At 55.2% G+C, this 11,948-nt stretch carries 12 protein-coding genes; 9 read left to right on the top strand and 3 right to left on the bottom strand.

Annotated elements, in window-relative coordinates; translation table 11 throughout:
• Positions 1 to 40: 40 nt before the first annotated feature.
• Together AABB29_RS11040 and uvrB are read left to right on the top strand one after the other, a co-directional pair.
• The gene (locus tag AABB29_RS11040; protein ID WP_341366859.1) at positions 41 to 667 is read left to right on the top strand and encodes an aminoglycoside phosphotransferase family protein; all 627 of its coding nucleotides are present in this window, start codon (positions 41 to 43) and stop codon (positions 665 to 667) included.
• 32 nt (positions 668 to 699) lie between these two features.
• Positions 700 to 2,892: an excinuclease ABC subunit UvrB gene (uvrB, locus tag AABB29_RS11035; protein WP_341366860.1), complete on the top strand. Its 2,193-nt coding sequence runs from the start codon at positions 700 to 702 to the stop codon at positions 2,890 to 2,892.
• Between the two features lies 1 nt (position 2,893).
• Here the strand turns inward: uvrB and AABB29_RS11030 are convergent, their stop codons facing one another.
• Positions 2,894 to 3,877, bottom strand: coding sequence for a PIN domain-containing protein (locus AABB29_RS11030; protein WP_341366861.1), 984 nt, complete (start codon positions 3,875 to 3,877; stop codon positions 2,894 to 2,896).
• A gap of 314 nt (positions 3,878 to 4,191) precedes the next feature.
• Positions 4,192 to 4,902, bottom strand: coding sequence for a hypothetical protein (locus tag AABB29_RS11025; RefSeq protein ID WP_341366862.1), 711 nt, complete (start codon positions 4,900 to 4,902; stop codon positions 4,192 to 4,194).
• A 365-nt stretch (positions 4,903 to 5,267) separates the two neighbouring features.
• Between AABB29_RS11025 and AABB29_RS11020 the strand changes: the two genes are divergently transcribed.
• The 7 genes from AABB29_RS11020 to AABB29_RS10990 all read left to right on the top strand — a co-directional run bounded on the left by AABB29_RS11020 (position 5,268) and on the right by AABB29_RS10990 (position 11,561).
• Entirely contained in the window at positions 5,268 to 5,750 is a 483-nt protein-coding gene (locus tag AABB29_RS11020) for a hypothetical protein (RefSeq protein WP_341366863.1), read from the top strand.
• A 68-nt stretch (positions 5,751 to 5,818) separates the two neighbouring features.
• Positions 5,819 to 6,286 (top strand): pyridoxamine 5'-phosphate oxidase family protein, encoded by a 468-nt coding sequence (locus tag AABB29_RS11015; protein ID WP_341366864.1) that lies wholly within the window; start codon positions 5,819 to 5,821, stop codon positions 6,284 to 6,286.
• A 279-nt stretch (positions 6,287 to 6,565) separates the two neighbouring features.
• A complete protein-coding gene (locus AABB29_RS11010) occupies positions 6,566 to 8,131 on the top strand; it encodes an alpha/beta fold hydrolase (protein ID WP_373636503.1) in 1,566 nt (521 codons plus the stop codon).
• Positions 8,132 to 8,255: 124 nt separating this feature from the next.
• Positions 8,256 to 8,642, top strand: coding sequence for a hypothetical protein (locus AABB29_RS11005; protein WP_341366866.1), 387 nt, complete (start codon positions 8,256 to 8,258; stop codon positions 8,640 to 8,642).
• Between the two features lie 163 nt (positions 8,643 to 8,805).
• Positions 8,806 to 9,312 (top strand): RNA polymerase sigma factor, encoded by a 507-nt coding sequence (locus AABB29_RS11000; protein ID WP_341366867.1) that lies wholly within the window; start codon positions 8,806 to 8,808, stop codon positions 9,310 to 9,312.
• Complete coding sequence (locus AABB29_RS10995) at positions 9,309 to 10,085, top strand: anti-sigma factor (RefSeq protein WP_341366868.1); 777 nt, start codon at positions 9,309 to 9,311, stop codon at positions 10,083 to 10,085. The genes AABB29_RS11000 and AABB29_RS10995 overlap by 4 nt, the downstream gene beginning before the upstream one ends.
• A gap of 501 nt (positions 10,086 to 10,586) precedes the next feature.
• Entirely contained in the window at positions 10,587 to 11,561 is a 975-nt protein-coding gene (locus AABB29_RS10990) for a glutathione S-transferase family protein (RefSeq protein WP_341366869.1), read from the top strand.
• Here the strand turns inward: AABB29_RS10990 and AABB29_RS10985 are convergent.
• The gene (locus AABB29_RS10985; protein WP_341366870.1) at positions 11,530 to 11,916 is read right to left on the bottom strand and encodes a response regulator; all 387 of its coding nucleotides are present in this window, start codon (positions 11,914 to 11,916) and stop codon (positions 11,530 to 11,532) included. The two genes, AABB29_RS10990 and AABB29_RS10985, sit on opposite strands and share 32 nt — an antisense overlap.
• Between the last annotated feature and the right edge of the window lie 32 nt (positions 11,917 to 11,948).

Below are 11,948 nucleotides of genomic sequence, written 5' to 3'. Positions count from 1 at the left end.
GAAACCCCAAGCCAACGCCCATTTGGGCGGCAGGATCACCGTGAATAACCATTCCTCAACACTGCCTGACGTCACCAAAAAAATCGCCGCCAAATGGCAACTGACCGATCTGCATCTGTTGCAAAAAACGCGGCGGGCCTTTGTGTTCAAAGTGGCCTCGCCGCGCGGGCCTGCGGTGCTTAAGACATACAAGGCACTGCATCGGTCTGGCGAAGGCAGCGGGATCAACTTCCTACGTCATCTCCAGCCGGGCACGGGCCCGGCTATCTACCTCAACAGCATTTGGCACGCATTGTTCGATGAACTGCGACGCAGCAATCCGGCCGAGCAGGTCATACATGGCGATCTCAATTGGGGTAATGTCATCCAGACGGATAAAGGACCCCGCCTGATCGATCCCAAGGGGCTACGCGGTGACCCGGCCTATGAATTTGCCAAGGCGCTGCTCAAGCCGTATTGCGATTTATGCACCAGCGATTTCCTGGACCGGACACAGGCCCGCGCTGCACAACTGGCGCCCTTTGTTGGTGCAACACCGCGCCGGGTTATCCAATGGGCGACCATCACATTGGGACTGAATGTTCTGCGCGGTAAGAGCAAAGACCCCAACCTACCCGCACTGCAACCCTACTTGACCGCATTGCTCGACGCATCACATCAGACCTAACCCCGCGACCATCCAAAGGACCGCGCCGCCCCATGACCCAAGACGACACGCATATGTACCTGTCCAACCCCGCGCCGGACGTCAAAACCCGCGAAAAGCTGGAAGGCGGAAAGGCCTTCGCGCTACAGACAGAATTTAACCCGGCGGGCGACCAGCCAACCGCAATCACCGAGCTTTCGGGCGGTATCAACGAAGGCGAGCGCGATCAGGTCCTGCTGGGTGCAACCGGCACCGGCAAAACCTTTACAATGGCCAAGGTGATCGAAGAAACGCAGCGCCCCGCGATCATCCTTGCCCCCAACAAGACACTCGCGGCGCAATTATACGGCGAATTCAAAGGGTTCTTCCCCGACAATGCCGTCGAATATTTCGTCAGTTACTACGACTACTACCAACCCGAAGCCTATGTGGCGCGGTCCGACACTTACATCGAAAAAGAAAGCCAGATCAACGAACAGATCGACCGGATGCGGCACTCGGCCACGCGGGCGCTGCTGGAACGGGACGATGTGATCATCGTCGCCTCGGTATCCTGCATCTACGGCATCGGCTCGGTCGAAACCTATGGCGCGATGACGCAAGACCTGCATGCAGGGCGCGAGTATGACCAGCGCAAGATCATGGCCGACCTGATTGCCCAGCAATACCGGCGCAATGATCAAGCCTTCCAGCGCGGCAGCTTCCGGGTGCGCGGCGACAGCTTGGAGGTCTGGCCCGCGCACCTCGATGACCGGGCGTGGAAACTGTCTTTCTTCGGGGAAGAGCTGGAAAACATCACCGAATTTGACCCGCTGACCGGGGAAAAGACGGACACTTTCGAAAAAATCCGCATCTATGCGAACAGCCACTATGTGACCCCCCGGCCCACGATGCAGCAGGCGATCCAGGGCATCAAAAAAGAACTGCGGATCAGGCTGGATCAATTGGTCGCCGACGGCAAATTGCTTGAGGCACAGCGGCTGGAACAACGCACCAATTTCGATCTCGAAATGCTCGAGGCAACAGGTGTGTGCAACGGGATTGAGAACTACTCGCGCTACCTGACAGGCCGCGCGCCCGGTGAGCCGCCCCCGACCTTGTTCGAATTCATCCCCGACAACGCCATCGTCTTTGCCGATGAATCCCACGTCTCTGTCCCGCAGATCGGGGCGATGTACAAAGGCGACTACAGGCGCAAATTCACGCTGGCCGAACACGGGTTCCGGCTGCCCTCCTGCATGGATAACCGGCCGCTCAAGTTCGAAGAATGGGACGCTATGCGCCCACAATCGATCTTTGTCAGCGCAACCCCTGCATCATGGGAGCTGGACCAAGCGGGCGGCGTTTTCACCGAACAAATCATTCGGCCCACCGGGCTGATCGATCCGGAAATCGAAATCCGGCCCGTAGACATGCAGGTGGACGACTTGCTGGACGAGGTGCGCAAGGTGGCCGCCGATGGCTACCGCACGCTGGTCACCACGTTAACAAAACGGATGGCCGAAGACCTGACAGAATACATGCATGAACAAGGGATCAAGGTCCGCTACATGCACAGCGACATCGACACGATTGAGCGTATCGAAATCCTGCGCGACCTGCGGCTTGGGGCCTTCGACGTGCTGATCGGGATCAACCTCTTGCGCGAAGGGCTCGACATTCCTGAATGCGGGCTGGTGGCCATTCTGGACGCGGATAAGGAAGGGTTCCTACGGTCGGAAACGTCGCTCGTGCAGACCGTGGGCCGGGCCGCGCGAAACGCCGAAGGGCGCGTAATCATGTACGCTGATAAGATCACCGGTTCCATGGACCGGGCAATCAAGGAAACCAACCGGCGGCGGACGAAACAGTTGGCCTATAACGAAGAACACGGGATCACGCCGCAAACGGTGAAAAAGAACGTCGAGGATATTCTGGCAGGTCTCTACAAAGGCGACGTAGACATGAACCGGGTCACCGCCAAGGTCGACAAACCCATGGCCGGGGCCAATCTACAGGCCGTCTTGGACGGGCTGCGGGACGACATGCGCAAAGCGGCTGAAAACCTGGAATTCGAAGAGGCCGCCCGGCTACGGGACGAAATCAAACGGCTCGAAACGGTTGATATGACGATCAGCGACGACCCTCTCGCGCGGCAACAAGCGGTGGAAAAAGCGGTCGACGATGCGCAGAAAGCAGCGGGGCGGAGCACCGGCGGACGCGGTGGCATGCGTGGCGGCAAGTCGCGGTATGGGAAAAGGAAGTGAACTAGAACGGCAAAAAGAAGTCGCTTTGTACGTCTAGTATTTCTGCTAACTCAAGTTGGCTGGCATCAGGTACCACGTAGGCACTGGGCTGTAGCTTTTGATAGAATGCCTGCACGTCATCGTCGGTAGCTATCCAGCTTACCTGAGGGTTTTCCAGCAGTGCCGCAAAAAGCCGTACAACTTGGCCATTTGTAAAAGTTCCAAATTCATTCAGCTTCGAGATCAGAAAATGAGTTGTCGCAAAATTCGGTGACGATTGGAGTTGTGCAATTAGTGAACTCTTTTCTGCTAACTCCGAAAGCTTGATATCAGGGAATTTTACACGAAAGAAGTCGCTTAGCGACTTATGCAATGTGATTGAAGCATATGCATTGAATTTCCTCTTCCACTCATCCAGCAGAAAGTCCTTTATTTTTTCTGGTTCGAGGTCCGAACCAAAGTCTCCATCTCGGCTGACTATGTGAAAATTGACACCGCTGTCCGTAGACATCAATGCCTCCCAGTGAAGTGAGTCGCCGACAGAGTCCTTCCGCTTTCGAGGCGGATTGTTGAACATTTGACGTCGTTGTGCGAGTTCTAATAGCTCAGGAGTTATATCAATATCTGAGGCTTTGTCGTTAAGGTCGGCAAGCAAGACATCTGCCGCTATCGTCTTCGACGAAATTTTCGCCTTCAATGCTTTGAGAAGGTCCGTATGTAGCTCATTTGCGGTTTTCAATGCTAGCTTCAAGGCTGTTAGCTCTTCTAGATCTGAGCAATAGTTCGGAGCTTTAAGATTGAATTTTTGTGCCCTCAATTCTTCCAGTGATTTGGCAATTTCAGCATCTCGCGCCCGACTAACTTCATCTCGCAGCAGTTGATTTGAAAATAGCTTTACTTCGTCATCCTCGATAAGTGTAAGTAGTTTCCTCACTTCTATCAAATCATCAGCGCCAAACCTGAAGAAATCTAACAAGATGTTTGCATCGAGAAAAAGTCGGATCATTATAAACTCTGGGTTGATCAATGATGCAACATCGGTACCCGATACGGAACACTATCACAACCACGCACGCGCCTAGTTGATCCAGCAATCATAGAGTGTGCGTTCCTACGCGTCACATTCCCAACCCACCCATTTGCAACGGCACGCATCAGTCCATTCCGCCCGAATGTCGGACCCGTTATTTGGTGCATGATGCCCACTTCAACACCCACGCAAATCCACGTAGGGTGGGTGAAACCCACCACCCCCTCGGGATCAGATGGCAACCAACCCAGGCAACGGGGCGGTAATGTGAAGCGGCGAAAGCGTTAGGATTAGGGCTGCGCCGGTATGACTAGCTGGTTGTTGAAAAATTCCAGTTGTCGTTCGATCACCAACAGATCTCGCTCAACGGGGGCAAGCGCGTCTCGATCCATGTCATCAATTCGCAATGTCAATTCTCGAACTTGTGTAGCAAGTGCAACGCCCGCCTCTTGCGCGTCCTCTAGCGCTACTTGTTGCTGTGCGATGGCTCGATCAGCCCGGGCCAACTCTGTTGTTTTTGTTGCGATTTCTCTCTCAAGGGTCCGCGTGGCAGCGGTGGCTGCTTCCAGGTCTTGTCGGGTTTCTGAGGCAATTGCTGCGGCCTCCTCCACCTTTTCTTCGGCCTGACGCAAAGCAATGATGGCGCTGTTCACGTCAACCTGCAAAATGGTGGTGCCCGAGATGTACAATGCTTCGTCCCGGCTCACTTCCTGACCATTTATCTTAATGGATGGCGGCGGATAGCCGCTTTGCTCAACATCATTCGGCAAGACGGACAAGACCAGATTATGGTTGCCACCGCGATCCATGCTGTCGAAGTACAACGCGGCTCCAAAGCAACCTGCGCCAATAAGCATAAAGAACGAAAGCAACATCGCCCGCAACTTGGTCAGCTCGCTTGTCACCATTGCGAAAATGACCAAAACGAGCATTAGCCCCGCGAGCCCAATCGGCCCCCACTGAAGAAATTTTTCAAATGCACCGATAGCGTCGTTTCCCATGAATACGCCCTTTCAAGTCAAAATAAAAAATCGATCTCAAAATAGATGCTCATCAATAGCAGATTTCTCCGTGAAAGTCTCCCAGAGACTCGCCAATGCGAAAGGCAGCTGGCATCTGTCCGGCAACGCATCTCGATCAGTTACTAACTTCAAAGTCTTCGTCAGTATCCCTAAGATGTCCGAAACTAGCCTTCCACGGGGGATCACATGACAATCAACCAAACCACCGAAGAGGCACGAATACTGGGATCGGATATTCTGAAACAAACCTGGCCGGGCGTCGCCGGTAACACGGGAACCTAACGCAATAATATACAAATTTATCAATTACTTGAACAAATTCGAGCCCACCAGGACCAGAGAAAATGCTAAATTGGCTTTACCACCGCAATCAAAGAAAACGGATTGCGTTCTGGACAGACGTCTTGTCCGATTTTGAAGCATCCGAGACAACAGCCGCGTCGGACTATGACGCCATTGCTTTGACCTATCCGGTGGTCATCCTGGGACTGTCCGAAAAATTAGCTTTGCCGGCAGAGACGATCTATGCGCCGCGTGATATCTCAATCCAAAGACGGCTGCTCATCCTCCAGTTTCTCGACAAGGAAGCAGAACGTATTGCGGCAATCAATGAAAGCGACGAGTCGCTGATGCTGTACTGTCACGACCTGCTCCATGTCCTGCATCGGGCCTGCTACCATCATGCTGATCAGCCCCACATCGAACCAGAGGCCTCGCGCGCCATCGCGGATCGCGCAATCGATGCCTCTTGTCGCCTGTTCGAACGTGGCAATCGTCAAATTGCCCTGCTCAATACAGGCGGGCTGCAGAACCAACCCGTGCATTGACTTCCGCAAATCCTCTGATCCTGCACTGCAGGCCATTGTGAAACGCCCCAAGGACCAGTTTTTCTACCATGACAAAACGCGACCCGATCAACCCGACCGATGATGCCTCCCGCGCGCTTGCGGCGGATATACTGAGGGCCACCCGCTTTGGCGCTTTGGCCGTCACATCCCCCGATACCGGCGCACCCTATGTCGCCCGCACAGCGATGCTCTGGCATGAAGGCGCGGTTCTCACCCTAATCTCGACCCTTTCGGCGCATACCAGCGGCCTGCGCGCCAACCCGGCATGCTCGGTCCTGGTGGGCGAGCCGGGCGACAAAGGCGATCCGCTGACCCATCCGCGCATGACATTGCAATGCCGCGCGCTGCAAGCCGACAAAGCGGCGTTGAAAGAGACCTGGCTGGGCGCGATCCCCAAGGCCAAACTTTATTACGATTTCACAGATTTCCAGATGTACCAGCTGGTACCGGAAGATGTGCATCTGAACGGCGGCTTTGGCAAAGCCTACCGGCTCACCTTAGCCGACCTGACCTGACGAGTATATAGCTGCCTATACGTACAGCATATGTACGGATTCTGTACGCCATGAATACACAAGGATCGCCCTGACGTCCGAGAGGATCAGGACCTGTGGCATTCTCAAAAAAACGATATTATAGAATAATTCTCAGAATAATCTCGACACCACTCGCGTAACTGCTCCGAAACACCCTGCGTATTAGGATCAGCCATTCATGATGACAGCACAGCAGAACTCGGTCGAAAAACCTTTGTCACACCGTCCCGACGCACCAGAAGCGGCGCGGAAATAGGTATGACGAAAACGTTTGAAATCAATATCTTGGGGCAGATGTCCTTCCTGCGGAACGGGGTCGACATCCCGCTGGTCTCATCGCGCAAGACACGCGCGCTTTTGGCCTATCTGGCGATCACCGAACGGCCGCAAATGCGCGAACATCTCTGCGAAATGCTGTTTGACAACACCAACGACCCGCGCGGGGCGTTGCGCTGGTCACTCAGCAAAATTCGCCAACTTTTAAAGGGCGATGGCGCCTCCCCTCTGATCGCCGAACAAGACACGATCGCGCTCGATATGACCGATATCGCGCTGGATTATCACTTTGTCCGGCAGGTCCATGATACGCCTGAAATAGCAACTGATGCGTTGCGGCGGGCGGCCACGTTATTGTCGCAAAAGCCGCTCGCCAGCCTCGAGCTTTCCCGGGCCGAGGATTACCAACTTTGGCTGCAGGGCGAACAGGAAGAACTGCGTAATCTGCGCGGCGGGATCATCCGCAAACTGACCGCGTCCAACGACATTACCGACTCCGAAGCGGTAAAATGGCTCCGGGTCTGGAACCGGCTTGAGCCGCTGTCGCATGACGCGCCCCATATCCTTTGGCAAAAGCTGACCGATGTGGGCCGAACCGATGAGGCCACTGTCATCGCTGAGCGGTACAAGACCCAAATGGGCTCTGCCGCGCGGGAATGGGCGGGGGCTGCCCGCAAGCTTCAGACGCCGCGCGCATCAGGACAGCAACGCCAATCTATCGGTTTTTGCACTGCAGAGGATGGCGTCAAAATAGCATACGCAAAGGTGGGTTCAGGGCCGCCCTTGGTCAAAGCAGCAAACTGGTTGAATCATCTGGACTTGGATTGGCAAAGTCCGATCTGGGGCAAAACCTTTCAGGCGCTGGCGCAAAATCATACCTTTATTCGCTATGATGAACGCGGCAATGGGCTGTCCGATTGGAACGCCCCCGAGATCAGCTTTGAATCCTTCGTGCGCGACCTTGAAACCGTTGTGGACAGTCAAAAACTGGACCGCTTTCCACTGCTGGGCATGTCGCAAGGATGCGCGGTGTCAATTGACTACGCCGTGCGGCATCCCGAACGTGTCTCAGCGCTGATTTTGATTGGCGGATATGCGGCCGGTTGGCGGATCGGTATGCCCGATGAAGAACGCGAAAGGCGCGAGGCGGTGCTAACACTGACGCGGCTGGGATGGGGCACTGCCAATCCGGCCTATCGCCATATTTTTTCGCAGACATTCATGCCCGATGCGGATGCTGACAGGTTGGCCTGGTTCGATGACTTCCAACGGCAGACAACATCGCCGGAAAACGCTGTGCGCTTTCAAGAGGCGTTTGGCCATATCGACGTGCGTCACCTGCTAGCCAAAGTGACGGTGCCAACACTGGTTCTGCATGCGCGTGATGATCAACGAATCCCGCTTGATCAGGGGCGCGAATTGGCGGCAGGCATTCCAAATGCGCGCATGGTTACGCTGGAAAGCCGCAGCCATATCATTCTTGGGGACGAACCAGCCTGGCAGGTTTGCATGGATGAAATTAATCAATTCCTAGAAGAGCAGAGATAACATTCTCGCACTACAACCGCGTGATAAAAAAATTCACAAGCGCAAGAATAAAGTCCCCCTTTCAAGCGTAACCATAGTGAGAGCGGCACAAACACGCCGCGTTAAGCTATGTAGGACCCTTGAAATGAAACTGTTTTCCGCAATCGCCCTTGGTTTGTTTGTCGCCGGTTGCAGCGATGCCTATGCGTTTGAAGCCACGCAGGTTGCGGTAAAATTCACGCCGCCGGCCACAACAGGCACTCACCTGACCACAGCCGAGGGTATGACCCTTTACACTTTCGCGCGCGATGAACCACATCTCTCGCATTGCTATGACAATTGCGCCCGTACCTGGCAACCTTACCAGGTCGATTTTAACGCTGAGGTCGATGGGCTGACGATCATCATGCGCCATGACGGCATCGCCCAATGGGCCAAGGATGGTGCCCCGCTTTATCTATGGGCCGGGGACGTCGTTCCGGGACAAAAAACGGGCGACGGCATCGCCGGATTGTGGCGCATTGCCGAATAAATAGGCGGCCGTTCAATCCCCGGTTTGCCCAAGTGCAGGAAGGCGCTATTTTCCTGCAAAATAACGCAAAAACTTGAACCCTAACCATTGAAACCCGACGCAAAATCGCAGAGTATGGACCAGCTAAACAAGACCCTTTTCGCAACAGATAGGCGCGATCGCGATGACGCCCGACCAGTTCAAAACGGAGATGATCGGGCTGCTACCGCGCCTGCGCCGTTTTGCGTTGAGTCTGACGCGGTCCGGGCCCGATGCGGACGATCTTTTGCAGGACGCCTGCACGGCCGCTTTGCAGAAATGGGAACAATACGATCCTTCGCAACCGCTCGACCGTTGGATGTTCCGCGTCTTACGCAATTTGTGGGTCAGCGAAATCCGCAAACGCAATGTGCGTCAGGGTCAGGGCCAGGTGCCCGCAGAAGAGGCCAGCGAATTGAGCGTTGAAAGCAACACCGACGATGTGTTGACAGCGCAGCAAGTCCGCGCGAAGGTCAGCGATCTTGATCCGGAATTGTCCGAACCTTTGCTGCTGGTTTGCGCGGAAGGCTACAGTTACCGCGAGACCTCTGAACTGCTGGGTATTCCAATTGGCACCGTCATGAGCCGTATTCACAGAGCGCGTAAAATGCTTGTTGCAAGCATGTCAGTGATGGAGAGTGCCCGGTCATGACCGACTTTTCAGAACAGCTAAGCGCATATCTTGATGGCGAGTTGGATGCGGCAGAGGCCGCAATCGTCGAAGCGCGCCTAGAGGCTGAGCCGGACGCGCGGGTCGAAATGGATGCGCTGCTTAAAGCAGATGCCTTGGCCCAGGAAATCTTTGACACGCAATTGAACGATCCGGTTCCCTTTGCGCTGGCCCAACAGATTAAAGCGACGCCGCTTGCCGAACGTCCCGCGGCCGCTGCTGCCAAACGCCCCATCTGGGGCACATTGGCTGCAAGCCTTGTGATGTTCGCCATTGGCGGTCTTGGCGGCTATAGCCTGAAGGGTGAGACCCCACCGCCCGTACAAACGGCGGGTTGGCTGGCGGCTGTTGCCGATTACCATGCGGTTTACGCAAGCCAGGGCCGTCATCTTGTTGAGGTGGGCGCGGACGAATCCGATCATATCGAAACCTGGCTGGGCAACACCGTTGGGGCCAGCTTTTCCATTCCCGACTTGTCCCAATACGGGCTGACATTCCAAGGCGGCCGTTTGCTGGTGGCCAATGCCAAACCGGTTGCGCAATTGATGTATCGCACAGCGGACGGCACGGTGATTGCGCTTTGCCTGCAAAATAGCAGCCGCCCCGGCGACACGCCGCCCGAATTTAACGATCAGACCATCAACGGCTTTGATTTCGTATCCTGGAGCGCGAATGGTGCCGACTATGTCGTGATCGGCCCCGAAGGCCAGCCTGGCTTGAACGATATCGCGGCAAGCGCCGCTTTGGACATCTAGAACCTGCAAGGCCTCGGTCGGGGCCGCAGATGCCTCTGCACGTCCAGCATCGACTTGGCATAACGCCACAGCAGACGGGGAATACCTGCCGGATAATTCTATCTGAGAAATATCGCCGCACCCAATTGACGTAGCGAAATTTTCGCGCCACGTTGCTTGCTCTGGGTGAGACATGATATTGTTTTCCTTATCGGTTCGGCCCAAACGGCTACGTTTTGTGAATTTGCATAGGTCCAACGCAAAATCGCATGACCCATCGACCTTCATAACGATATAACGTTGGCACAAACGTGTGAGAAACCGTGTGAGAAACCGTTTTAATTGACCAAATGATCAAGAAAATGCGGATTCCCACGGGCTAAACAAGCCTCAAAACCCCCGAAAGCACCAGACGACACCCGCCTTACCTGTGCGGAGGCGCACCAAAGCTGCGCCCTGACCGGCCTTGGCCTACATCCATGCAATCGCTAGGTGATGGGCCAACCAAAAAGGAGCATTCAGATGGGTCAACTTGTCGACGGCACCTGGCACGATGTCTGGTACGATACCAAATCCACGGGCGGCGCATTCAAACGGGCGGATGCGGCCTTTCGCAACTGGATCACTGCGGATGGGTCTGCTGGCCCTTCTGGCCGCGCCGGGTTCAAGGCCGAAGGCGGGCGTTACCATCTTTATGTGTCCTATGCCTGCCCCTGGGCGCATCGGACGCTGATTTTTCGGGCGATCAAGGGGCTTGGCGATCATATTGATATCTCAGCCGTGCATCCGGACATGCTGTCCGAAGGCTGGACTTTTGAAACAGATGGCAACGGGGCCACCGGTGACCGGCTATTCGGATTTGATTTCGCGCGCGAGGTCTACACCAAGGCAATGCCCGATATGTCGGGCCGGGTCACTGTTCCGATCTTGTGGGATAAGGTGCAGGGCACGATTGTCTCAAACGAGTCCTCGGAAATTATCCGCATGTTCAACAGCGCCTTTGATGATCTGACCGGCAACCGGGACGACTACTGGCCAGAGCATCTGCGGGACGATATCGCCCCGGTCAACGACCGGATTTACAACACAGTCAATAACGGGGTCTACAAAGCGGGCTTTGCCACCACGCAAGAGGCCTATGACGCGGCCGTCTACCCGCTCTTTGATACGCTGGATTGGCTCGAGGCACGGCTCGCAGGCAATCGTTACCTGATGGGCGACGTGCTAACCGAAGCTGATTGGCGCCTCTGGACCACGCTGCTCCGCTTTGACCCGGTCTATCACTTACATTTCAAATGTAACCGCAATCGCATCGCCGATTATCAGAACCTGTCAGGCTATCTGCGCGAGCTCTACCAGTTTCCTGGCGTGGCTGAGACGGTGAATATGGAGCACATCGTGCGCCATTATCATTACAGTCACGACAGCATCAATCCGCATCGGATTTTGCCGATCAACCCGGTCTCTACGCTGGAACAACCTCACGGCCGGGGCTAGCGCTGCCATAGTAATGCACAATCGCGGCCAGGTCCTTGGGCGGGGTCGCGGTTTGGATAAAGGCGCGGGCATTGGCGCTGTGGTTAAAGATCGACCCGTCTGAAAAGAAGGTTGTGTCAGTCACAAAGACCACATTGGCCTCAGGCTGCCGGAATTCGGCGAAATCGGCGATGGTCAGGGCGCTACCCTCTTCCAATACCAGATCCAGCACGATGACATCGAAACTGCTCTCTTCCAGCAGTGACAGCGCCGCCTCGCCGGTGGATACCAGCGTAACGGTGGCTTGCAATCGCTCAAGATGGCGGCGCCAAAGGCCCCCTAAATTCGCATTGCTCTGTACGATCAAGACACGCATTTCCACTCCAGCAGTCACTCACTTCCCACCCA

Origin of the sequence: Yoonia sp. BS5-3 (assembly GCF_038069655.2) — a bacterium.
Classification (GTDB): domain Bacteria; phylum Pseudomonadota; class Alphaproteobacteria; order Rhodobacterales; family Rhodobacteraceae; genus Yoonia; species Yoonia phaeophyticola.
This window is presented reverse-complemented; position numbering and strand designations above follow the sequence as displayed.

What these genes read in the sequence shown, in the direction of transcription:
- AABB29_RS10995 (WP_341366868.1), top strand. Translation starts at nt 9,309, where the DNA reads ATGACCGACTTTTCAGAACAGCTAAGCGCATATCTTGATGGCGAGTTG.
- AABB29_RS11005 (WP_341366866.1), top strand. Translation starts at nt 8,256, where the DNA reads ATGAAACTGTTTTCCGCAATCGCCCTTGGTTTGTTTGTCGCCGGTTGC.
- AABB29_RS10985 (WP_341366870.1), bottom strand. Translation starts at nt 11,916, where the DNA reads ATGCGTGTCTTGATCGTACAGAGCAATGCGAATTTAGGGGGCCTTTGG.
- AABB29_RS11015 (WP_341366864.1), top strand. Translation starts at nt 5,819, where the DNA reads ATGACAAAACGCGACCCGATCAACCCGACCGATGATGCCTCCCGCGCG.
- AABB29_RS11030 (WP_341366861.1), bottom strand. Translation starts at nt 3,877, where the DNA reads ATGATCCGACTTTTTCTCGATGCAAACATCTTGTTAGATTTCTTCAGG.
- AABB29_RS11020 (WP_341366863.1), top strand. Translation starts at nt 5,268, where the DNA reads ATGCTAAATTGGCTTTACCACCGCAATCAAAGAAAACGGATTGCGTTC.
- uvrB (WP_341366860.1), top strand. Translation starts at nt 700, where the DNA reads ATGACCCAAGACGACACGCATATGTACCTGTCCAACCCCGCGCCGGAC.
- AABB29_RS11000 (WP_341366867.1), top strand. Translation starts at nt 8,806, where the DNA reads ATGACGCCCGACCAGTTCAAAACGGAGATGATCGGGCTGCTACCGCGC.
- AABB29_RS10990 (WP_341366869.1), top strand. Translation starts at nt 10,587, where the DNA reads ATGGGTCAACTTGTCGACGGCACCTGGCACGATGTCTGGTACGATACC.
- AABB29_RS11010 (WP_373636503.1), top strand. Translation starts at nt 6,566, where the DNA reads ATGACGAAAACGTTTGAAATCAATATCTTGGGGCAGATGTCCTTCCTG.
- AABB29_RS11025 (WP_341366862.1), bottom strand. Translation starts at nt 4,902, where the DNA reads ATGGGAAACGACGCTATCGGTGCATTTGAAAAATTTCTTCAGTGGGGG.